The organism is Pseudonocardia abyssalis (assembly GCF_019263705.2).
In the GTDB taxonomy this organism is placed as follows: Bacteria; Actinomycetota; Actinomycetes; order Mycobacteriales; family Pseudonocardiaceae; genus Pseudonocardia; species Pseudonocardia abyssalis.
The window spans coordinates 3,742,581-3,764,797 of the sequence record NZ_JADQDK010000001.1; the positions used below are offsets into that span (position 1 = coordinate 3,742,581).

Consider the following 22,217-nt stretch of genomic DNA (forward strand, 5'->3'; position numbering starts at 1 on the left):
GACGATAGCAACCCGCCCGCAGCGGATCAACGATTCTGCGGCGATTCCGAATGCAGTTCCGGCCGGCCGCCCTCGGGAACGGGATGCCCGAGATGGGAGAGCCAGCCGCGCAGCACGCGGTGCAGCTCCCCCGCCCCGACGATCTCCCCGTCCGGCGACGGCAGCGCGGCCGGGTGCAGCAGGAACCCGCGCGACTGCGCGCCGCCGAGTCCCCCGTGGCTGCCGACGTGCGGCTCGAACGGCGGCGCGTCCTCCGTAGCCGGGTCGTACCGACTGTTGATCATGATGTCCGCGCAGTTGCCGAACCCGTCGACGCGCCGGACGAGGTCGGCGGCGTGCGGGCCGTAGCCGGCGAGCGGGTCGTCACCGAGCACGACGCCGGTGGCGAGGCGGTGCAGCCCGTCGCGCCCGAGCACGACCGGGCCGTACTCGGCGCTGCGGACCAGCACGAACCCGATCCCGGGATGGTCGACGAGTCCGGGCAGCAGGTCGGGAAACTCGCGCTCGATCGTCTCCAGCTCGACGCGCCCGACGTGCTCGGTGAACGACACCATCGCCATGTGCCCCGACGCCACCGCGACGACGCCCGGCGCGACCCGCGGCACCCGGGCGGCGTCCTCGGCGATGTGCGGCGCGTGTTCCTCGGCGCGTACGCGCTCGACCCGCTCGCGCAGCCGGTTGGCGACGAACCCGCGCCCGGACGCCTCGGCCAGCACGGTGCCGGCCTGCCAGCCCTTCTCCGAGCGTCCCGACGCCGCACGGGTGATGTCCGGCGCTCCGCACAGGCGCCCGACCAGCTCCTCCACCGACTCGTCGAACCGGTCGGCGAACGCCCAGCCCTGGGTCTGGCCGTGATCGGAGAGGCACACCACGTGGTAGCGGCGCGGGGCGAGCTGGGTGGCGCGGTGGATGCGGCCGATGTGCTGGTCGATGTCGCGCAGCACGGCGAGGGAGTCCCAGCGCTCGACACCCGAGTAGTGCGAGACCTCGTCGTAGCCGAGGAAGTCGGCGTAGACGGCGGCCCGGCCGGCGAACATGTCCTCGATGATCGCGGACACGACCACGTCGCGGGCGATGACGTTCGTGCCCGCCCGGACGAACGGGAACCACAGCCCGCGGTGCACCCGCGGGAACACGTTGCGCTGCCGCTGCGTGATCGACGCCCGCAGCTCCCGGACGATCTCCGCCACCGCCCCGCCGAGCGTGCGCAGGGCGTTGACGGGGCTCGCGAAGTAGGCGAAGTAGCCGTAGCCGGAGGCGACGTGCTGGCGCCCGCGCCGGCCGCGGCCGCTGAGCACCGGCACCGCGCTCATGGTCAGCGAGACGTACGGCGCGTCGCCGGTGAACAGGTTGCCGTGGCCCGCCCCGTCGACGGCGAGCAGCCCCCGCCCGTCGGACGCGCGCCGCTCGATCTCGGCGGCGTCCTCGGGGTTGGAGCACGCCATCACGTGGTCGCGGTCCTTCTCGTACCAGCGGAAGCCGAGGATGTCGGAGCTGTCGCCGTGCAGGATCCCGCAGACGCTCGCGCCGGTCTGGGAGCTCCAGTCGGTGTTCCAGTGCGTCAGGCGGTGGCTGCCCTCGGCGAGCCAGCGGGAGAACACCGGCATCTCGCCACTGCGCAGGGCGCGGCGCAGCGTGTCGTGGCCCAGGCCGTCGACCTGCAGGAACACCACACCGGGCGGCCGGTCGTCGGTGTCGTCGGTGGCGCCGGAGCGCCGCGCGGTGCGGCGGAAGAAGATCTCGTCCTCGTCGAGCCCGAACAGCCAGGACACCAGCGCCCCGACCACCGACATGACGATCGCGACGACCACCGCCGTCGACAGGTCGACGATCGTGACGCCCGGGATCGCGAACGACACCAGCAGCAGCGCGGCGCCCAGCACCAGGTAGGACGCGACGCCGAGGGTGAACACCGCGACCGGCAGCGCGACCCGCAGGATCAGCGGCCACACCACGGCGCTGAGCAGGCCGAGCGCGAGCGCGAGGACCGTCGGCTGCCACCAGCTCGTCATCTCGAAGCCGACGAGCAGTTCGTCGAGGAGGTTGAGCGCGCCCGTCGTCAGCAGCCAGATCGCGAGCACGCGGACGACGACGCGCCCGCCGCGGACCATCCGGCCGGCACCCTGCGGCGGTGTCATGTGCGCGCCTTCCTGCTCCGGGACACGAGAGCGCCGATCCCCGCCACCGCGAAGACCAGCCCGGTGGCGACGAGCGTGGCCACGACCGGTGAGTCGAACAGCCCGCCGCTGACGACGCCGAGCACCGCGTACGCGACCGCCCACAGCACGCACGCCGCGAGGGCAGCGGGGACGAGCCGCCGCCACGGGTAGTCGAGCGCGCCCGCGGCGAGCAGCACCGGGATCCGGCCCGCGGGGAGCAGCCGCCCGACGACGACGAGCAGGGCGCCGCGCGTCGCGAACTGCCCGCGCACCTCGTCGAGCCGGTCGCGGGACTGCCCGCGCGCCACCCAGCGCTGCGCCGCGGCGCTGCCGGCCTTGGCGACGGCGAACGTGACGAGGTCGCCGATCAGCGCGGCGGCGACGGAGAGCAGCAGCACCACGACGAGCGAGAGACGGCCGGTGCTGGTGGCGATCGCGGCGGCCGCGCCGACCACGGCCCCGGTCGGCACGACGGGCACGATCGAGCCGAGCAGCACGCCGCCGAACACGACGGGGTAGCCGATCGACGTGGGATCGGACAGGTCGATGCCGAGGACGCTCACGGGTGCACCGGCAGCGCGACCCGGTCGCCCGGCTCGGTCAGCGCGACGTGGGTCTCGACGCCGGACGCGGCCACGGCGGCGGCGAACGTCCGCGGCGGCTCGATCAGCAGCCGCCGCATGTTCTCGCCGCGGGCGCCGGGGGCGCGCGTCAGGCCGGGGACGGCGAGCGTGCCCCAGTGCACCGGCACGACGATCCGCGGCCGCAGCAGCGCGACGGCCTCCGCGGCGCGGGCGGGATCGAGGTGGCCGGGGCCCAGTGACGGGCCCCAGCCCCAGACCGGCAGCAGCGCGACGTCGGGCTGCGGGATGTCGGCCATCCCGTCGAACAGGTCGGTGTCGCCGGAGACGTAGACGCTGACCTCCCCCGCCCGGACCAGGTGCCCCATCGCACGGGCCTGCGGGCCGCGGGTCGATCGCGGGCCCCAGCGGTGTCCGCTGTGCGCGGCCTCCACGCCGGTGACGTGCAGGTCGCCGTCGGTCAGCTCCTCGCCGATGCCCAGCTCCTCGACGTCGCGGACGCCCTTGCCGCGCAACCACTCCCCCGCCCCGCGGGGCACCACGATCCGCGCGCCGATGAGGCGGCGCAGCGACGGCAGGTGCAGGTGGTCGGCGTGCAGGTGGGAGAGCAGGACGAGGTCGACGCCCGCGTGGTCGCCGGGTTCGACCGGCGCCACCATGCGGCGCAGCGGGCCGACCCGCCCGGTGAGCACGGGGTCGGTCAGCACGACCCGCCCGGCCAGCTCCAGCCGGACGGTGGAGTGGCCGAGGAAACGCATCGCGAGCCCCTGCACGTGATCAGTATTCCTGCCGCCCGGCACCACGGCCGTGAAACCCCGCCGTCGGAGACACCCCGACACCGGCGGGAGTGCCACCGCGCCCCGGCGGGTCCGCCGCCCCCACCCCGGCGAGTTTGCCGCTCCCACCCCGCGAGTTTGCCGCTCCCGCCCGGCGAGTTTGCCGATCCTGCCCGGCGAGTTTGCCGCTCCTGCCCGGCGAGTTTGCCGCTCCTGCCCGGCGGGTTGTCCGATGGCGTTCGGCGAGTGCCCGACGCCGCCCGGTTGGCGGTGTACGCGAGTGCCCGACGCCACCCGGTTGGCGGTGTACGCGGATGGCCACGACAACGGGCGCGATCGGCCAACTCGCGAGGCGTGAGCGGCAAACTCGCGAGGCGTGAGCGGCAAACTCGCGGGGGGGAGGGGGCGGGGCGGGCGGGGTGCGTCAGGTGAAGTGGACCGGTTGGCCCGTGGACTCCAGCACCGCCATCCACAGGTCCCCGTGCGGGTCGACCTGGTTGCGCCTGCTCACCGCCGCCGCCATCGGGACGTGCACGAACCGCCGCCGGTACCTGCCGACCACCATCTCCGTCCGCCCGCTCATCGCCGCGTGCACCGCGGCCTGCGCCAGCCGTACGCAGTACACCGAGTCGTAGGGGTTGGCGGGGACGCTGCGGATCGCGTAGCTGGGGTCGATGTAGCGGATGGAGGTCTCGATGCCGGCGTCGGAGAAGTGGTCGCCGATCCGGCGCCGCAGGTAGGGGCCGATGTCGCCGAGCTTCGCGTTGCCCGACGCGTCGACGTCGCCCTCGTGACCGAGCAGTTCCTGGCCCGCCCCCTCCGCCACCACGACGACGGCGTGCCCCCGCTCCAGGACGCGGCGGCGCAGATGGGCCAGCAGCCCGCCCTCGCCGTCGAGCCCGAAGGGCACCTCGGGGATGAGTACGACGTCGGCGCCGCTGCGGGCGAGTGCGGCGTAGCAGGCGATGAAGCCGGAGTGCCGTCCCATGAGCTTGACCAGCCCGATGCCGTTGGCCGTGGACGTCGCCTCGACCCGCGCCGCCCGGATCGCGTCGCTGGCGTGGGAGAACGCGGTCTGGAAGCCGAAACTCTGGTCGATGTAGGGGATGTCGTTGTCGATCGTCTTCGGGATGCCGACGACCGCGATCATCAGCCCGCGCTCGGCCACGGTCGCGGCGATCCGCATCGCGCCGCGCATCGACCCGTCACCGCCGACGACGAACAGGACGTTGACGTGGAGGCGCTCCAGGCAGTCGACGATCTCGTCGGGGTCCTGGTGCCCGCGCGAGGTGCCGAGCACGGTGCCGCCGTCGGTGGCGATGTCGCGCACCGACTCCGGCGTCAGGTCGACGACGTCGTGGCCGTAGGAGGGGACGAAGCCCTGGTAGCCGTTGCGGATGCCGATCACGCGACGGACCTTGTAGTGGTAGGTCAGCGTGCGGACGAGCCCGGCGATCACGTCGTTGAGCCCGGGGCACAGCCCGCCGCAGGTGACGACGGCGGCGCGGGTCTTGGCCGGGTCGAAGAAGATCTTGCGACGCGGTCCGCAGGGCTCCATGCCGGGCAGCTCGGCCGCCGGGACGCCACGGGCGGTGATGCCGGCGAGGGTGTCGTCGAGGAGGACCTTGTCGTTCTCGTCGACGTAGTGCTCGCTGGTCCGGCTGTTGTCGAGCAGCTCCGCGAGCGGCGACTCGATGCGGCCCGGCCCGAGGGTGGAGATCGCCAGGTCCGGCGGCGCGGGTGGGGTGCGCGGGAGGTTCACCACGCGGGCGGGCTCGCTCACGGCGCTCCTAGCGGAGATGCAGGGTCCGGCGCCGCGTCGAGCCGGGACTTGACCGGTTCAGTGTGCCGTGCGGCACCCCGTCAGCTCAAGCCCATCACCCGGCGGATCGCGATCTCGATGACGACCCGCTCCGGGTTCTCCTTCGGCACGCGGTACCGCTGCGCGTAGCGCCGCTCCGCCTCGCCGACGGCGTCACGGTCCGTCCGCACGACGGCGGTGCCCTCCAGCGTCGACCAGCGCCCGCCGTCGACCTGCGAGACGACCGCCGTCCCGCGCTCCGCGGCGTTGCGTGCCTTCGTCGACCCGCCCCGGCAGATCACCCGCGCCAGCCCGGCCTCGACGTCGATCGTGACCCCCACCGGCACGACGTGCGGGCTCCCGTCGGCGCGCAGCGTGACCAGCGTGCAGAGGTGCCGCTCGGTCCAGAACTCGCGGAACTCGGCGGAGCCGTCGATGAGCGTGCGCACGCCGGAACGCTATCAACTTGCCAATGGCAACCTTCTCTGGTCACCTGATCGGGTGCCCGAACCCCGTCCCGCCGCCAGACCGGCTCTCGTCATCGGGGTGCTCGCCTCGTGCGGTCTCGCCGTGTCGCTCATGCAGACCCTCGTCGTGCCGCTGCTGCCGCAGTTCCCGCGGCTGCTGAACGCCTCGACGTCGACGGTCACGTGGCTGGTCACGGCCACCCTCGTCGCGGGGGCGGTCTGCGCGCCGGTGCTCGGCCGCCTCGGCGACATGTACGGCAAGCGCCGGATGCTGCTCGTCGCGCTCGGACTGGTGACGGTCGGCTCCGCGCTGGGGGCCCTCGCACCGGGCGTCGAGATGCTGCTCGTGGCGCGGGTGCTGCAGGGTGCGTCGCTCGGGGTCGTGCCGCTGGGGATCAGCATCATGCGCGACGTCCTGCCGCCCGAGCGTGTGGGCAGCGGGATCGCGCTGATGAGCTCGTCGCTGGGGATCGGCGGGGCGGTCGGGCTGCCGATCACCGGGCTCGTCGCGCAGCAGACGAGCTGGCGCTGGCTCTTCGTCGGCGCCGCGGCCCTCGGGGCGCTCCTGCTCCTGCTGGTCGGGCGCATGGTCGCGGAGTCGCCGTCGCGGTCGGGCGGGCGCTTCGACGTGCCCGGCGCCATCGGCCTGTCCGCCGCGCTGGTCTGCCTGCTCCTCGCCATCTCCAAGGGCAGCGACTGGGGCTGGGCGAGCCCCGCGGTGATCATCCTGCTGGTGGCGGCCGTCGTGCTGTTCGCCTCGTGGGGGCGGATGGAACTGCGGACGGCCTCGCCGCTGGTCGATCTGCGGACCTCCGCACGCCCGGCCGTGCTGTGGACGAACATCGGCTCGATCCTCATCGGGTTCTCGATGTTCGCCCAGTTCCTCATGACGACGCAGGTGCTGCAGGCGCCGCTGGAGTCCGGGTACGGCTTCGGGCTGTCGCTCGTGGCCGCCGGCGTCGTGCTGCTGCCGATCGGCGGGGCGATGGCCCTGTTCTCCCCGGTCTCGGCACGGCTCTCGGCCCGTTTCGGCGCCCGCCTGACCCTCGTGTCCGGCACGATCGTGCTCGCGGTCGGCAACCTGTCGATGGCCGTGCTGCCCGGATCGATCCTGCTGGTGATGGCGGCCGCCACCGTCACCGCGATCGGTGCCGCCCTCGCCTACTCCGCGCTGCCGCTGCTCATCATGGACGCCGTTCCGCCGACGGAGACGGCCGCGGCCAACAGCCTCAACACGCTCATGCGGATGCTCGGGACGTCGTCGTGCAGCGCGGTCGTCGCGGCCGTCGCGAGCGGGCTGACGATCACGGTCGGCGGGGCGACGCTGCCCGCCGCCACGGCGTACACGGTGGTGTTCCTGGCCGCCGCCGGAGCCGCCGCGGTGGCCGCGGTGATCTCGGCCCTCACCCCGGGCGCGACGCCCGCCGCGACGACGGCGACACCGGTCCCGGCCGCCGCCTGACCTGGGCAGCCCCGCCCGCTCGACCGACCCTGCGCGCACCGAACCGCGCCGCGCGCACCGTCGAGGGTGCGCGTCGGAGTGCGACGTGCGCGCGGGCCCCTCAGTGCGCCCCCCGGCGCACGGGGCCTCAGGCCGCCGCCGGCCGGAAGATCATGCAGCTGCTCGTGGCGTGTGCGCAGAGCCGACCCTGGCCGTCGTAGAGGCGGGCCTCGGCGAGCGCGGTGCGTCCGCCCATGTGCACGACCAGCCCCTCGCAGCGCACGGGCCCCGAGTCCGCACCCAACCCGCGCAGGAACTTCACGCTCAGGTCCAGGCTCGTGTAGCCGACGCCGACCGGCAGGGCGGAGTGGACGGCGCAGCCCGCCGCGGAGTCGAGCAGCGTCGCGAACACCCCGCCGTGCACCGAGCCGATCGGGTTGAAGTGGTACTCGTGGGGCTCCAGCCCGAACACCACCCGCCCGGACTCGACCTCCAGCAGCGTGAAGCCCAGCGTCGTGGCGATCGGCGCGGGTGGGACCTCTCCCGCGGCCAGTGCGCGCAGGAACGTCAGCCCGTCGACGCCCTGCGCGGCGGCCGCGGTGAGCCGCGGGTCCTCCCAGGTGTGGGAGCGCTCGCGGACGTCGGGAACGGTGTCGGTCATGCGGATTCCTCCTGGGAGACGGGGACCGGCGCGGGGACGGGACGGGCGCGGACCGCACCGACGACGAGGCCGCACGCGACCGTGGCGGCCCCGCCCGCGGCCATCAGCAGCCAGCCGGTGCGGAACGCCTCGAACGAGGAGCCCGCGGCGGCGAGCCCGGACAGCAGGAGCGCGATGCCCAGCACCGCCCCGATCTGGCGCGCGCACGTGCCGACGGCACTGCCGGTGGCGAACCGCGCGGGGGGCAGCTCGGACACCGCCGCCGTGCCGAGACCGGCGTAGACGGCACCCACCCCGGTGCCGGTGAGCAACGTCGCGGGCAGGAACGCGGTGAGCCAGGCCGGGTCGGGGCCGATGCCCGTCACGAACACCATGCACCCCGCGGTGAACAGCAGTCCGCCCGCGACCACCGCGACCCCCGCCCCGAACCGGTCGGCAACGCGCCCGGCCACCGGCGACGCGACGGCGGCCATCAGCGGGCCCGGCGTGACGGCGAGTCCGGCGGCGAGCACGTCGTAGCGCCATACCGCCGTCAGGAACAGGATGTTGGCGAGCAGCAGCGCGTAGAAGGCGGCGGAGAACGCGAGGTAGCCGGCGACCGACCCGGCGAAGCTGCGCAGCCGGAACAGCGCGGGCTCCACGAGCGGCCGCGCCACACGGGCGCTGCGCAGACCGAACGCCACCAGCAGCCCGACGCCCGCCACGAGCGGCCACACCGCGTCCGACCAGCCGCCGTCCTCGCCGCGGACGATGCCCAGCGACACCGCGGCGACGCCCGCCCCGAGCAGCAGCGCGGAGAGCAGGTCGGGCAACCGGGCGTCGGGGTCGCGGGACTCGACCAGCACGAACCGGCCGACGACGAGCGTGAGCAGCACGACCGGCAGGTTGACGAGGAACACCGCGCGCCAGCCGAACGCGTCGACCAGCACGCCGCCCAGGGCCGGGCCGGTGGCGGCGGCGATCCCGCCGGTGGCCCCCCACAGCCCGACGGCCGCACCGCGGCGCTCGGGCGGGAACGCCGGCAGCAGCAGCGCGAGCGACGCCGGGGCGAGCAGCGCGGCGGCGACGGCCTGGACCGCGCGGGCCGCGACGAGCACCCCGGCGGTGGGGGCGAGCGCGCAGGCCAGCGACGCGAGCCCGAACAGCACCAGGCCGATCCCGAAGACCCGCCTGCGGCCTCGGGCGTCGGCCAGACGACCCGCGGGGATGAGCAGCGCGGCGAACACGACGTTGTAGGCGGTGAAGATCCACGACAGGTCGGCGAGCGACACGTCCGGGTAGGTCGCGCGCACGTCCGGGAAGGCGATGTTGACGATCGTGACGTCGAGGAAGACGAGGAACGCCGCCAGCGACGTCACCGCGAGCACGAGGCCCGATCGCTGAGTTGTCATGGTGGATGCAGACTAGGCACCCTGCGTTCTCGCCCGCAACCCATCCGCGGGTTAGGCTGGGCCGCATGGACTTCCGGGAGCTCGACAGCACCCGCTGCTCCGTGGCCCGCACCGCGGCGCTGGTGGGCGACGCGTGGACCGTCCTCGTCCTGCGCGACCTGTTCAACGGCATCCGCCGCTTCGACGACCTCGCCGCCCACCTCGGCATCGCCCGCAACGTGCTGACGCGGCGGCTGACGCACCTCACCGACGCCGGCCTCGTCGACCGCGTGCCCTACCGCGAGCCGGGCCGCCGCGAGCGCCACGAGTACCGACTCACCCCCGCCGGCCGCGACCTGCGGCCCGTCATCCTCGCCATGCTGGAGTACGGCGACCGACACCTCGCCGGGTCCGACGGTCCGCCCATGCGCGTGGAGCACGCGGGGTGCGGCGAGCCGGTGCACGTGGAGATCCGCTGCGCCGAGGGGCACCTCGTCGAGCCGCAGACCCGCCTGCGCACGGTGCCGCTGGACGCGGCCCTGCGCGCGGGCTGAGCGCAGGTTGAGCCGCACCGGGCCCGGGTACGCCCGGCGCACGGGTGACCACGAGCGCAGCGCGACCGTCGATGCCGAACCCGGCATCCTGTTCGACCACCTCTCCGACGTGCAGAAGCTGCCGCACTACTTCGCGGCCATGCGCTCGGCCGCTCCCGCGGGCGGGGACGAGATCCACACCGTCGCCGACGTCGAGGGCACGAAGCGCGAGGGCGACGCCTGGTTCACCGCCGAGGAGAGCGCCCGGACGATCCGCTGTGCGGGCTCGCAGGGGACGGTGCGGCTGCACACCTCGCACACCGACGGCCCCGACATCGACGGCGGCCCGGACGAGACGCCGGCGACGATCAGGCGCAACGTCGAGCAGGTGGTGGACCCGGCGGCCCCGTAGCGGCGCGCCTCTCAGGACCGGGTGTCACGGCGGATCGGGTGCTCCGGCGGCACCTGCACCAGGACGATCCGGGTGCCGTCGGGGTCGGTGATCCACATCTCGCGCAGCCCCCACGGCTCGTCGCGCGGCCCGCGCACCACGTGGTCGGCGAGTTCCCGGTGCGCGGCATCGACGTCGCGGACCTGCAGCCACAGCACGACCCCGTCGCGCGCGCCACCGTCCGACCCGCCCGACACCTCCACGAACCCGTTGCCCGCGAAGAACACCGTGCCGCCGGGGAACTCGCGGGCGATCGCGAGACCGAGCACGTCGCGGTAGAACGCGACGCTGCGCCCGGCGTCCGTCGGTCGGAGGATGACGCGGGACGAGAGGATCTCCACCGCGTCAGCCCGGGTACGCGGCGAGGTGGGCCAGGAGCAGCTCGGCGAACTGCTCCGGCGCCTCCTCCGGGACCCAGTGGCTCACGCCGTGCAGTTCCGCGTAGGAGTACGGCCCCGTGACGTACCGGTGGGCCAGCTCGGTGCTCTGCCGGGTCAGTGCGGTGTCGCCGTCGCTCCAGACGAACAGCGTCGGCACCGTGACGGCGGGGTCGGCGTCGCGGGCGCCGGAGGCGAGGATGCCGCGGTACCAGCCCAGGGCGGCGGTCAGCGCGGCCGGATCGGCGAGGCGGGCGGCGTCACGGCGGGCGCGCTCGCGGGTCTGACCGGTCCGGCGCAGGGCCGCGGACAGGCGCGGGGAGTACCCGCGGTCGTCGGGGCGCAGCAGTCGCTCCGGCAGCCACGGGATCTGGAACGCCCCCATGTACCAGGACGCGAGCACCTGGCGCGACGTCACGAGCGAGCGCGCGAACGCGGCGGTGGGCGGCACCGACACCGCCGTCAGCGACCGGACCGCGTCCGGGTACCGCGCCGCGAGCCGCCACGCGACGGCCGCTCCCCAGTCGTGCCCGACGATGTGCGCGCGGCCCCCGGCGCGGTCGGCGATCACCGCGAGCGCGTCGGACGTCAGCTCCGGGAGCCGGTAGGCCGCCCGTCCGGTGGGGCGGGCGCCGGGTGAGTACCCGCGCTGATCGGGGGCGATCGTGCGGTAGCCGGCGTCGTGCAGTGCGGGGAGCACGGCGTCCCAGGAGTCGGCGCCCTGCGGGAAGCCGTGCAGCAGGAGCACCGGCGGCCCCTCGGACGGGCCGGACACGTGGACGTCGAGAACTCCCGCGGCGATGGTCGTCACGCGGTCATCATCGCCGATCCACCAGTGTTCCCCCGGCCGCAGGTTGTGCCGCCCCCGCCGGGTCGGCTTGGGTGGGGCGTCGGCCGGTCGATCCCGGCGGCATCGGACGAGGGGAGCACGATGAACCAGGCGTTCCAGCGCATCGCGATCGTCAACCGGGGCGAGCCCGCCATGCGGTTGATCCATGCCGTGCGGGAGTGGAACGCCGAGCCGGATCGCGTGCCGCTGCGGACCATCGCGTTCTACACGGTCGTCGACCGGGCGGCGATGTTCGTCCGCGAGGCCGACGAGTCCGTGCTGATCGGCTCCGACGACCCGGACCAGGCGTTCACCGGCACCAACCCCTACCTCGACTTCGCCGAGCTGGAGCGGGCGCTCAAGGCCTCCCGCGCCGAGGCCGTGTGGCCGGGCTGGGGCTTCGTGTCCGAGCGCGCCGAGTTCGCGCAGCTGTGCGTCGACCTGGGCATCGTGTTCGTCGGCCCGTCCGCGCAGGTCATGGAGCGCCTCGGCGACAAGATCGCGGCGAAGAAGCTGGCCGCCGAGGTCGGCGTGCCGCTGGCGGCGTGGAGCGGCGGTCCCGTCGCCGACGTCGAGAGCGCCCGCGAGCACGCGGAGACGATCGGCTATCCGCTGATGGTGAAGGCCACCGCCGGGGGCGGCGGGCGCGGCATCCGCAAGGTCACCCGCCCCGAGGACCTCGCGGAGGCGTTCGAACGCGCCGGGTCCGAGGCCGCGAAGACCGCGGGCGACGCGACGGTGTTCCTGGAGCGCGCGATCTCCGGAGGGCGCCACGTCGAGGTGCAGGTCGTCGCCGACGCCACGGGTGACGTGTGGACGCTCGGCGTCCGCGACTGCTCGGTGCAGCGCCGCAACCAGAAGGTCCTGGAGGAGTCGGCGTCCACCGCGCTCGACGCCGAGCAGGAGCAGCTGCTGCGCGACTCCGCCGCGGCGCTCGCGAAGGCCGCAGGCTACGTCAACGCGGGCACCGTCGAGTTCCTCTACGAGCCCAAGGAGCGGCTGCTGTCGTTCCTGGAGGTCAACACGCGGCTGCAGGTGGAGCACCCGGTCACCGAGGCGACCACCGGCGTCGACATCGTCAAGCTGCAGCTGCACGTCGCGATGGGCGGAAGGCTCGCCGACATCGCCGACGGGGCGCCGCCCGCGCGCGGGCACGCCATCGAGGCCCGGCTCACCGCCGAGGACCCGGAGAACGGCTTCGCCCCCGCGCCCGGCCGGATCGAGCACCTCGCGCTGCCCAGCGGCCCGGGCATCCGGGTCGACACCGGCGTCGCCGCGGGCGACGTCATCCCGCCGCAGTACGACTCGATGATCGCCAAGGTGATCGCCTGGGGGCGCGACCGCGACGAGGCCCGCGCCCGCCTGGGCCGCGCGCTGCACCAGACCGCCGCGGTGATCGACGGCGGCACCACCAACAAGGCGTTCCTGATCGACCTGCTCAGCCGTCCGGAGATCATCTCCGGCGAGGCCGACACCACCTGGCTCGACGGCCTGATGGCCGCGGGCTACACCCCGCCCCAGCGCCTCGACGTCGCCCTGCTCGCCACCGCGGTGGAGGCGCAGGAGGCCCACGTCGCGCGCCAGCGGGAGCGGCTGTTCGTCTCCGCCGAGCGCGGACGCCCCGAGGTCGGGCACGACACCTGGTACCAGGTCGACGTCCGCGCGGGCGGCGAGTCCTACCGGCTGCACGTCGCCCAGCCCCGCGGCACCCGCTACCGCGTCCTGCTCGACGGCACGGCGCTCGACGTCGACACCGAGCGCACCGGCCGCTTCGAGCGCAAGCTCACCGTCGGCGGGCAGACCTACGCCGTCCTCACCGCCCCGCAGGATCCCGACGTCCTCGTCGAGGTCGACGGCGCGGTGCACCGGATCTCCGGCGGGGAGGTCGGGCTCGTCCGCGCGCCCGCCCCCGCGATGGTCGTCTCGATCCCGGTCGCCGCGGGCGACGAGGTGGAGGCGGGCGACGTCGTCGCGGTCGTGGAGTCGATGAAGCTGGAGACGGCGCTGCGCGCGCCGGTCGCCGGGCGCGTCGCGGAGATCCTCGTCGACGCGAACACCCAGGTCGAGGGCGGGACGAAGCTCGTGCGCCTGCAGCCCGACGCCGATGCCGAGGCGGGTCCCGGCGGGGCGCGCGTCGACTTCTCGGCGCTCACCGGCATCGACCCGCTGGCCCGCGACGCCGCGGCCGACGCCGCCGACGCCCTGACCTCGCTGCGCTTCCTGGTGCTCGGCTTCGACATCGACGAGCGCGACGCCCGGCCGCTGCTGGCCCGGCTCACCGCCGCCCGCGACGCGCTGGCTCCCGACGACGCGAGTGTGCTGGCCGGCGAGACCGCGGTGCTGCGGATCTTCGCCGACCTGTGCGCGCTCTCGCGCAACCGCCGCGGCGCCGTCGACGGCGAGCCCACCGGCGAGCAGGAGCGCAACCCGCAGGAGTACCTGCACGCCTACCTGCGCTCGCGCGACGCCGAGGCCGAGGGACTGCCGGAGTCGTTCCAGGTCCGGCTGCGCCAGGCGCTCGCGCACTACGGCGTGCCCGACCTGGAGCCGTCCGACGTGCTGTCCGGCGCGCTCTATCGCATGTTCCTCGCGCACCGCCGCGCCGCCGCGCACGTCCCGGTCGTGCTGGCCCTGCTGCAATGGCGCCTCACGCACCCCGACGCGCTGCCGGAGTCGGCCCGCGAGGACTACCTGCGCACGCTCGACCAGCTCGTCACGGCCACCCAGCTGCGGCACCCCGTCGTCGGCAGCCTGGCGCGACGCGTCCGCTACACCTGCTTCGACGCCCCGCTGATCGCGGCCGAGCGGGCGCACGGCCAGCAGCAGGTGCGCGAGCAGCTCGACGCCCTCCCCGCCCCCAGCGATCCCACCCGGGCCGAGGGCATCGAGCGGATCGTCGCGGCCGCGGAGCCGATCCTCGACGTCTTCGGCGAGCGGCACCACGCGGCGATGCTGGAGGTGATGACGCGGCGCTACTACCGGATCCGGCCGCTGAACGACGTCCAGCTCTCCGACCGCGGCGTACGCCCACTGCTCACCGCGACCTACACGCACCGGGGGCAGGACGTCACGGTCCTCGCCACCACCGTCTACACCTCGGCCGACGCCCCCGCGGGCACCGACCCGATCGCGGTGCAGGGCGACCTGCGCCGGCTGCTGCTGCAGGTCCCGGCGGACACCAAGGTGGCACTCGACCTCTACGTGATCGCCGGCGAGGCGCCCGACACCGACCCCGAGCGGTCCGCGGAGAAGATCCTCGCGCTGCTCGGCCGGCTGCCCGAGCAGCTCGCGCAGGTGGCGGTCGCGGTCCGCCGCCCGCAGGGCGACGAACGCTCGGCCTGGTTCACCTTCCGGCCCGGACCGGACCGCCGCCCCGTCGAGGACAAGACGCTGCGCGGGCTGCACCCCATGGTCGCCGAGCGCCTGGGTCTGTGGCGGTTCGACGACTTCGACCTGACCCGCCTGCCCTCACCGGTCGACGTCCACCTGTTCCGGGCCGTCGGCAGGCAGGTTCCCGACGACGCGCGGCTCGTCGCGCTCTCCGACGTCCGCGACCTGTCCCTGCTCCGCGGCGAGGACGGGAGCATCCGCGCGCTCCCCCAGCTCGAGCACGTGCTCGACTCCTGCCTCGACGCACTCCGCGCCGCCCGCGCGGCCGACCGCGCCGACGCGAAGCTGGAGTGGAACCGCGTCCTGCTCTACGTCTGGCCCGTCGTCGACGTGCCGCTGGCCGAGCTGGGCGACGTCGTCCGGCTCCTCGCCCCGCGCACCGACGCGCTCGGGCTGGAGCAGGTGATGGTGCAGTTCCGGCTGGCTGACCCGACGGGCGGGGAGCCGACCGAGCACCTGCTGCGGATGTCGCGGCCCCCCGGCGCGGGGCTCACGGTCCACGTCACCGAGCCGCCGACGCAGCCGATGCGCGAACTCGACGCGTACGCGCAGAAGGTCATCCGGGCGCGACGCCGCGGGGCCGTCTACCCCTACGAGCTGGTGCCGATGCTGCTGCGCAACCCCGACGCCGGAGGTGCGCCGGGGGCGTTCACCGAGTACGACCTCGACGACGCCGGCAGCCCGGTCGTCGTCGAGCGGGCCCCGGGTGGGAACACCGCGAACCTCGTGCTCGGCACGATCACCACGCCGACCGTCCGCTACCCCGAGGGCATGACCCGCGTCGTCCTCATCGGCGACCCGACGAAGGCCCTCGGCGCGCTCGCCGAGCCGGAGTGCCGGCGCGTGATGGCCGCGCTCGAGCTGGCCCGGCGCCTGGACGCGCCGATCGAGTGGTTCGCGGTGTCGGCGGGCGCGAAGATCGCGATGGACTCCGGCACCGAGAACATGGACTGGATCAGCCGCGTGCTACGCGGGATCATCGAGTTCACCCAGGACGGCGGCGAGCTCAACGTCGTGGTCACCGGCATCAACGTCGGCGCCCAGCCGTACTGGAACGCCGAGGCCACGATGCTCATGCACACCAAGGGCATCCTCGTGATGACGCCGGAGAGCGCGATGGTGCTCACCGGCAAGCAGAGCCTCGACTACTCCGGCGGCGTCAGCGCCGAGGACAACTTCGGCATCGGCGGCTACGACCGGATCATGGGCCCGAACGGGCAGGCGCAGTACTGGGCGCCCGACCTCTCCGGCGCCGTCGACGTCCTGCTCGCCCACTACGACCACACCTACCGGGCGCCGGGCGAGCGGTTCCCGCGGCCGGCGGCGAGCTCCGACCCGGTCGACCGCGACGTCTCCTCGTCGCCGCACAGCGGTCCGGGCTGCGACTTCACCACCGTCGGCGAGATCTTCTCCTCCGTCACGAACCCGGAGCGCAAGAAGCCGTTCGACATCCGCTCCGTGATGGCCGCCGTCGCCGACGCCGACCACCCCACCCTGGAGCGCTGGGCCGACATGATCGACGCCGAGGGCGTCGTCGTGCTCGACGCGCACCTGGGCGGGCAGCCGGTGGCGCTGCTGGGCATCGAGTCCCGCCCGCTGTCGCGACGCGGACGGATCCCGGTCGACGGGCCGTCGTCGTTCACGGCGGGCACGCTGTTCCCCAAGTCGTCGAAGAAGACGGCGCGGGCGATCAACGCGGCCAGCGGCAACCGCCCGCTGGTGGTGCTGGCCAACCTCTCGGGCTTCGACGGGTCACCGGAGTCGCTGCGCGAGGTGCAGCTGGAGAACGGCGCGGAGATCGGGCGGGCGGTCGTCAACTTCGACGGGCCGATCGTGTTCTGCGTCGTGTCGCGCTACCACGGCGGCGCGTTCGTCGTGTTCTCCAAGACGCTGCACGACAACATGGAGGTCGCGGCCGTCGAGGGGTCGTTCGCATCGGTGATCGGCGGGGCGCCGGCCGCGGCGGTGGTGTTCGCGGGTGAGGTCAACAAGCGCACCGCGGCCGACCCGCGGGTGGCCGGCCTGACGACGCGGGTGGCGGAGGCCCAGCAGGCGGGCGACGACGCGGAGGCCGCGCGCCTGACCTCCGAGCTCGCCTCGGTGCGGCCCAGCGTGCGCTCGGAGAAGCTCGGACAGGTGGCCGACGAGTTCGACACGGCCCACAGCGTCCAGCGCGCCCAGCGGGTCGGGTCGGTGGACCTGATCGTCCCCGGCCCCGAGCTGAGGCCCTACCTGATCGCGGCCGTGCGCCGCGGGATGGAGCGAGCGGGAGGCTGACCCTCGTGCGCGGAAGCCGTGGTCCCGGCCACGGTTTCCGCGCACGGGCGGCGTCAGCCGCAGGCGCTCTTCGCCCGCAGGATCCGGGTGACGGCGGCGGTGTTCTCGGCCGCGTCGAGGGTGCCGTCGGCCAGAGCCGGCTCCAGCGCGTCCAGGATCGGGCCCGGGTCGCCGCCCGCCGACCACAGCGCCACGTCGGACCCCGCGTCCAGCGCGGCGAGCACGGCCTCGGGCAGGTCGTACTCCCCCGTGATCGCCTTCATCGCGCCCAGGTCGTCGGTGTAGACGACACCGGTGAAGCCGTACTCGTCGCGCAGCAGCGCGTAGACGGCCGGGGTGAGCGAGCTGGGCAGGCCGTCGGTGAGCCCGGGGACGTCGAGGTGCCCGACCATCACCGAAGCCGGCAGCGCACCGGTCGTCAGCGGGGCGCCGGGGCCGACGAGATCGGCGTACGGGCGCAGGTCGGCGGTGCGCAGGTCCTCGAGCGGCGGGGAGGTGACGCGGCCCGCGTGCGAGTCACCGTCGGCACGGCCGTGCCCCGGGAAATGCTTGACGACCGGCGCGATCCCGGCCTCCTGCAGCCCCTGCGCGAACGCGAGCGCATAGCGGGTGACGTCGTCGGGGTCGGTGCCGAACGAGCGGTCGCCGATCACCTCGCGGTCGCTCTGCCCCCCGAGGTCGACGACCGGGGCGATGTCCATCGTGACACCGCGGGCCACGAGCTGCCGCCCGCGCTCCTCCGCGAGGTCGCGCACCTCGTCCGGCGTCAGCGCGCTCATCTCCCGCGCGCTGGGCAGGTCGCCGTCGAGCTCGTCGATGCGCTGGACCCGGCCGCCCTCGTCGTCGACGGCCACCGTGACCGGTATCCGGGCCCCGGCCTGCAGCGCGCGCAGCGACTGGTCCTGCAGCAGCGCGGTGGCGTTGCCGGGCAGGAAGATCCCGCCGACCTGGCTCTCGCGCACGGTCTCCGCCGCGGCCTCCGGGTCGTCGACGTCCACGCCGACCATCAGCCGCTGCGCGAGAACGGCGCGCGGCGTCATCTCCCCCAGCACCGCGGCGCACTCCGGGAGTCGGTCGTCGGGTACGGGGAGGACCGCGGGGGCCGCCAGCACCTGGACGGGGACCGCCGCCGCCGGCGCCAGGAACACCGCCGTGCTCGCCAGCACGCCCGCGGCGAGCCCCACGAGCCACGGTCCGGCCGGGCGTCGCCGGGCCGGGTGGGCGCGCGAGCGCAGGCGTACGGACGCGTGATGGGCGGGGGTCGACGGTCGGGTCATCGCCGACCATCATCCACCTCGCGTCCAGGTGATCCGTTCGACCATCCGTGGCGTGTCGGAGTGAGCCGGGACAAGATCCTTCGAACGGAGCTTGTGCGATCCGGGTCACATCACGTTCAGTGGGATCCGTGAAGCCGTTTGTGATCAACAGCCACGGCAAGCTCGTCTTCCCTGCAACCGTCCTCGGAGAGCTCGACTTCTCGGTGCTCGACACCCTCGACCAGTTCACGGCCGTGATCGGCCGTGACTTCGAGGCCAAGGCCCCCACCGGGACCGACCTGCTGGAGCGGGTCGAAGCAGGCGCCTACGACAGCCGCTTCCCGCTCCTGCGCGACCTCGCCCAGAACCTGTTCTGGGTCAACCGCTATTCCATGACGATGTTCGACAAGAGACCGACCCGCTTCCGCGACCTCCCCCGCGGCCGCAGCGACGTCTTCCTGCCCGTCCTCACCCCGTGGGAGGACGGGGAGCGCAAGGTCAGCGCGGTCGAGAACGCCTACCGGTCGCTGCCCGCCACCTACGACGCCGACGCCGAGGACCGCGCGTTCGCGCTGCTCTTCGACGTGTTCCGGCACAAGCGCCACCACGCCACGGAGCTCCCGGCGATGAAGCCGACCGTGGCGGAGCTGCTCGCGCAGCCCGAGGCGCTGACCTGGGTGCTGCCCGCCCACGACCCCGACTTCCCGACGTTCTCGCTCACCGACATCCTCGACGCGGACGAGTCGGTGCCGGAGCTGGAGGCTCTCTCCCGCTGGGCGATGGTCCTGCACAACCAGTACCCGTGGGAGCGCGCCGACACCACGCTGCGCCGGGTCGACGAGATCGGCGACGACGACATCGTCATCGCGCTGCACCCACGCAACCGCGACGTCACCGCGTTCATCGACCGCGTGCGCTCCGGAGCCGCCCCGACCGCCACCCTCCCGGCCGCGCTGCCGCCCGTCGAACCGGTCACGCCGTACCCACCGACGCGGGTGCGCGAGGCCTTCGCGGTCAAGCCGGTGCTGGAGGCGCTGTCGGTGGTGCGCGGAGAGCTCGTGTGCAGCAACGACGACGTCATCCGCAACGCCAGCTTCTCCTGGTCGCCGATGAGCGCGGCGGAGATCAGCAAGAAGACCGGGATCGACGAGCGGCGCTACTCCGAGCGCCCGCTGGAGCAGCTCGCCCTCGACGCGGCCCTCGCCGCTCTCGAGCACTCGGGCCGCTCCCCCGCCGAGATCGGGGCGGTCCTCGTCGCCACCTGCACCAGCGAGCGGCTCATCCCGTCGGTGGCGTGCTGGCTGTCGGGGCAGCTCGGGATCCTGCAGACCCACGCGTCGGCCGACATCGTCGCGGCGTGCGCCGGCCTGCCCTACGGGCTCTCGGAGGCCGTGCGGCTGCTGCAGGAGGTGCGGCGGCCGGTGCTGCTGGTCTGCGTCGAGAAGTTCTCCGACAAGATCGGCGCGGTCCGCACCTCGCGCATGATCTTCGGTGACGGCGCGGCCGCGATCGTGGTGGCCCCGGGCGAGACCAGCGACATCGAGCTGCTGCAGACCTACGCCAGCGGGCCGGTCAGCGAGGTCAACTCGATCATCTGGCCGAACCCGGAGTTCGACAACGACATCACCGTGTACGGGCCCGAGGTGAAGTCGCTGGTGCAGCGCTACCTCGACCAGATGCTCGGCGAGCTGGCCGACGAGCCCGACCCCGACCGGCCCGACCGGCCGATGATCGACTCGATCGACCTGATCGTGCCGCACCAGGCCAACAAGACCATGATCCTCGGTCTCGCCGACAAGGCCGGCCTGCGCCACGACCAGCTCTACTTCGACATCGAGACGATGGGCAACGTCTCGGCGGCGTCGATCCCGATCGCGATCGCCGACGCCGTGCGCGACGGGGCGATCACCGAGCCCGTCCGGGTGTTCGCGCCCGGGTTCGGGGCGGGCGCGGTCGGGGGTTACGCCGTGCTGCGCGTCGACCCGTCGATCGTCGCCCCGGAGCGGGCCGCCGCCCCGGCGACCACGGCGGACACGCCGCGCACGACCGACCGACCCACCACCACAGACGACGTCCGCGAGGCGTTCGGGGAATGAGGGGGAACCACATGACCGACAGGCGAGTGGCCATCGTGACCGGCGGAGCCCGGGGCATCGGGGCCGCGATCACGACCGCACTGGCGAAGTCCGGCGTGCACGTCGCGGCCGGGTACTCCGCCAACAGCAAGGCGGCGGAGGAGCTCGCGGAGAAGCTCGGTGCCGACGGCGGGTCGGTGTCGGTCCACCAGGGCAACGTCGGCGTGGTCGAGGACTGCCAGCGCGTCGTGGCCGAGGTGCTGGAGGCCCAGGGCCGGATCGACTATCTGATCAACAACGCCGGCGTCACCGTCGACAAGACGATGCGCAAGATGTCGGTGGAGGACTGGCACGCGGTGCTGCGCGTCAACCTCTCCGGCGCGTTCTACATGACCAAGCCGGTGCTCGACCACATGCTGGAGCGCAAGTTCGGCCGGATCGTCAACATCTCGTCGGTGATCGGGCAGATGGGCAACATCGGACAGGTCAACTACGCCGCGTCGAAGGCGGGCTTGTTCGGTCTCACGCAGAGCCTGGCGCGCGAGACCGCCAACAAGGGGATCACGGTCAACAGCGTGGCGCCGGGCTACATCGAGACGGAGATGGTCGCCGCCATCCCGCAGGAGGCCTACGACAAGATCGTCGCCCGGGTGCCGGTCGGGCGGCTGGGCCAGGCCTCGGAGATCGCGCGCGCGGTGCAGTTCCTCGTCGACGACGACGCGGGCTACATCACCGGCAGCGTCATCTCGGTCAACGGCGGGATGGACATGTAGGCCCGCTCAGGCGAGGGACGGCACCCGCTCGGACCCGGCCACCGGGCCGGGCGGGGTGCCGTCGCCGAAGGGGCGGCCACCGAGCTCCGCGCGGCCGTGCGGGGTGAGGAAGCCGCTGACGTCCGGGCCCAGCGGCACGATCCCGCTCGGGTTGATCGAGTCGTGCACGCCGTAGTAGTGCTGCTTGATCTGCTCGACGTCGGTCGTGTCGCCGAAGCCCGGGGTCTGGAACAGGTCCCGGGTGTAGGCCCACAGCACCGGCATCTCGGTGAGCTTGTGCCGGTTGCACTTGAAGTGGCCGTGGTAGGCCGCGTCGAAGCGCACGAGCGTGACCCACAGCCGCACGTCGGCCTCGGTGATCGAGTCGCCCACCAGGTAGCGGCGCCCGGCCAGGTGCTCGGACAGGGCGTCGAGCCGGTCGAACAGCTCGCCGTAGGCCTGCGCGTAGGCGTCCTGGGTGCTCGCGAACCCGCACCGGTACACGCCGTTGTTCACCGAGTCGTAGAACGAGGCGATCACCTCGTCGATCTCGGCGCGGTGCTCCTCCGGGTAGAGGTCGGGGGCCCCGTCGCGGTGGTGCGCGGTCCACTGGGTCGAGAAGTCCAGCGTGAGGTCCTGGAAGCCGTTGGTGGCCACCTTCCCGCTCGCGACGTCCACCAGCGCGGGCACCGTGATCCCGGCGTCGAAGTCGGGGTCGGCGGCGTGGTAGGCCTCGCCGAGGTACTCGATGCCGAGCACCGGGTCGCGGTCGCCGGGGTCGAGGTGGAACCGCCAGCTGCGCTCGTCGTGCAGCGGGCCGGCGATGCCGAGCGAGATCGCGGACTCCAGGCCGAGCAGCCGCCGGACGATCACCGACCGGTGCGCCCACGGGCACGCCCGCGCCGCGATGAGCCGGTAGCGGCCCGCCTCCACGGGCCAGCGGGACGAGCCGTCGGCCAGGATCCGCTCGTCCATACCGACGGGCTCGCGTTCGAAGGACCCGGCTGTGCTCGACATGATC

17 protein-coding genes are annotated in these 22,217 nt (G+C 73.7%); 6 read left to right on the forward strand and 11 right to left on the reverse strand.

What is annotated here, in order from left to right; translation table 11 throughout:
* Positions 1-26 precede the first annotated feature (26 nt).
* The 5 genes from I4I81_RS18155 to I4I81_RS18175 form a co-directional block, all read right to left on the reverse strand.
* Entirely contained in the window at positions 27-2,138 is a 2,112-nt protein-coding gene (locus I4I81_RS18155; RefSeq protein WP_218604715.1) for a phage holin family protein, read from the reverse strand.
* A complete protein-coding gene (locus I4I81_RS18160) occupies positions 2,135-2,707 on the reverse strand; it encodes a DedA family protein (protein WP_218604716.1) in 573 nt (190 codons plus the stop codon). Before I4I81_RS18160 ends, I4I81_RS18155 begins: the two co-directional genes overlap by 4 nt.
* 11 nt (positions 2,708-2,718) lie before the next feature.
* Positions 2,719-3,513 (reverse strand): MBL fold metallo-hydrolase, encoded by a 795-nt coding sequence (locus I4I81_RS18165; RefSeq protein ID WP_218604717.1) that lies wholly within the window; start codon positions 3,511-3,513, stop codon positions 2,719-2,721.
* Between the two features lie 427 nt (positions 3,514-3,940).
* A complete protein-coding gene (locus I4I81_RS18170; protein WP_226363440.1) occupies positions 3,941-5,299 on the reverse strand; it encodes an ATP-dependent 6-phosphofructokinase in 1,359 nt (452 codons plus the stop codon).
* 80 nt (positions 5,300-5,379) lie between these two features.
* A complete protein-coding gene (locus I4I81_RS18175) occupies positions 5,380-5,766 on the reverse strand; it encodes a pyridoxamine 5'-phosphate oxidase family protein (protein ID WP_226363441.1) in 387 nt (128 codons plus the stop codon).
* Positions 5,767-5,818: 52 nt separating this feature from the next.
* On the opposite strand from I4I81_RS18175, the gene I4I81_RS18180 reads away from it, so the two are divergent.
* On the forward strand, positions 5,819-7,246 hold the full coding sequence (locus tag I4I81_RS18180) for an MFS transporter (protein WP_226363442.1): 1,428 nt from the start codon (positions 5,819-5,821) through the stop codon (positions 7,244-7,246).
* 127 nt (positions 7,247-7,373) lie between these two features.
* Here I4I81_RS18180 and I4I81_RS18185 read toward each other — a convergent pair whose 3' ends face one another.
* Both I4I81_RS18185 and I4I81_RS18190 read right to left on the reverse strand, forming a co-directional pair.
* Positions 7,374-7,886, reverse strand: coding sequence for a PaaI family thioesterase (locus tag I4I81_RS18185; RefSeq protein ID WP_218604201.1), 513 nt, complete (start codon positions 7,884-7,886; stop codon positions 7,374-7,376).
* Complete coding sequence (locus I4I81_RS18190) at positions 7,883-9,277, reverse strand: MFS transporter (protein WP_218604202.1); 1,395 nt, start codon at positions 9,275-9,277, stop codon at positions 7,883-7,885. The genes I4I81_RS18185 and I4I81_RS18190 overlap by 4 nt, the downstream gene beginning before the upstream one ends.
* A gap of 65 nt (positions 9,278-9,342) precedes the next feature.
* Here I4I81_RS18190 and I4I81_RS18195 point away from each other — a divergent pair, with 65 nt between their 5' ends.
* Positions 9,343-9,810, forward strand: coding sequence for a winged helix-turn-helix transcriptional regulator (locus tag I4I81_RS18195; protein WP_218604203.1), 468 nt, complete (start codon positions 9,343-9,345; stop codon positions 9,808-9,810).
* Between the two features lie 7 nt (positions 9,811-9,817).
* Entirely contained in the window at positions 9,818-10,201 is a 384-nt protein-coding gene (locus tag I4I81_RS18200; RefSeq protein WP_218604204.1) for a hypothetical protein, read from the forward strand.
* A gap of 11 nt (positions 10,202-10,212) precedes the next feature.
* Here the strand turns inward: I4I81_RS18200 and I4I81_RS18205 are convergent, their stop codons facing one another.
* A complete protein-coding gene (locus I4I81_RS18205; protein WP_218604205.1) occupies positions 10,213-10,581 on the reverse strand; it encodes a VOC family protein in 369 nt (122 codons plus the stop codon).
* A 4-nt stretch (positions 10,582-10,585) separates the two neighbouring features.
* Positions 10,586-11,428 (reverse strand): alpha/beta fold hydrolase, encoded by an 843-nt coding sequence (locus I4I81_RS18210; protein ID WP_226363443.1) that lies wholly within the window; start codon positions 11,426-11,428, stop codon positions 10,586-10,588.
* Between the two features lie 120 nt (positions 11,429-11,548).
* On the opposite strand from I4I81_RS18210, the gene I4I81_RS18215 reads away from it, so the two are divergent.
* Positions 11,549-17,113: an ATP-binding protein gene (locus I4I81_RS18215; protein WP_218616207.1), complete on the forward strand. Its 5,565-nt coding sequence runs from the start codon at positions 11,549-11,551 to the stop codon at positions 17,111-17,113.
* Between the two features lie 53 nt (positions 17,114-17,166).
* On the opposite strand, the gene I4I81_RS18220 is transcribed toward I4I81_RS18215, so the two are convergent.
* A complete protein-coding gene (locus I4I81_RS18220; protein ID WP_218603571.1) occupies positions 17,167-18,390 on the reverse strand; it encodes a glycoside hydrolase family 3 N-terminal domain-containing protein in 1,224 nt (407 codons plus the stop codon).
* Positions 18,391-18,518: 128 nt separating this feature from the next.
* Between I4I81_RS18220 and I4I81_RS18225 the strand changes: the two genes are divergently transcribed.
* A complete protein-coding gene (locus I4I81_RS18225; protein WP_218603570.1) occupies positions 18,519-20,465 on the forward strand; it encodes a 3-oxoacyl-[acyl-carrier-protein] synthase III C-terminal domain-containing protein in 1,947 nt (648 codons plus the stop codon).
* Positions 20,466-20,476: 11 nt separating this feature from the next.
* Positions 20,477-21,217, forward strand: a complete 741-nt coding sequence (locus tag I4I81_RS18230) for a beta-ketoacyl-ACP reductase (RefSeq protein ID WP_218603569.1) — start codon at positions 20,477-20,479, stop codon at positions 21,215-21,217.
* Positions 21,218-21,223: 6 nt separating this feature from the next.
* On the opposite strand, the gene I4I81_RS18235 is transcribed toward I4I81_RS18230, so the two are convergent.
* Positions 21,224-22,213: a glutathione S-transferase family protein gene (locus I4I81_RS18235; RefSeq protein ID WP_218603568.1), complete on the reverse strand. Its 990-nt coding sequence runs from the start codon at positions 22,211-22,213 to the stop codon at positions 21,224-21,226.
* Positions 22,214-22,217 lie beyond the last annotated feature (4 nt).

Excerpts from the sequence above, each read along its gene's own strand:
- I4I81_RS18155 (WP_218604715.1), bottom strand. The coding sequence starts at position 2,138 with ATGACACCGCCGCAGGGTGCCGGCCGGATGGTCCGCGGCGGGCGCGTC.
- I4I81_RS18185 (WP_218604201.1), bottom strand. The coding sequence starts at position 7,886 with ATGACCGACACCGTTCCCGACGTCCGCGAGCGCTCCCACACCTGGGAG.
- I4I81_RS18190 (WP_218604202.1), bottom strand. The coding sequence starts at position 9,277 with ATGACAACTCAGCGATCGGGCCTCGTGCTCGCGGTGACGTCGCTGGCG.
- I4I81_RS18195 (WP_218604203.1), top strand. The coding sequence starts at position 9,343 with ATGGACTTCCGGGAGCTCGACAGCACCCGCTGCTCCGTGGCCCGCACC.
- I4I81_RS18215 (WP_218616207.1), top strand. The coding sequence starts at position 11,549 with ATGAACCAGGCGTTCCAGCGCATCGCGATCGTCAACCGGGGCGAGCCC.
- I4I81_RS18220 (WP_218603571.1), bottom strand. The coding sequence starts at position 18,390 with ATGACCCGACCGTCGACCCCCGCCCATCACGCGTCCGTACGCCTGCGC.
- I4I81_RS18230 (WP_218603569.1), top strand. The coding sequence starts at position 20,477 with ATGACCGACAGGCGAGTGGCCATCGTGACCGGCGGAGCCCGGGGCATC.
- I4I81_RS18235 (WP_218603568.1), bottom strand. The coding sequence starts at position 22,213 with ATGTCGAGCACAGCCGGGTCCTTCGAACGCGAGCCCGTCGGTATGGAC.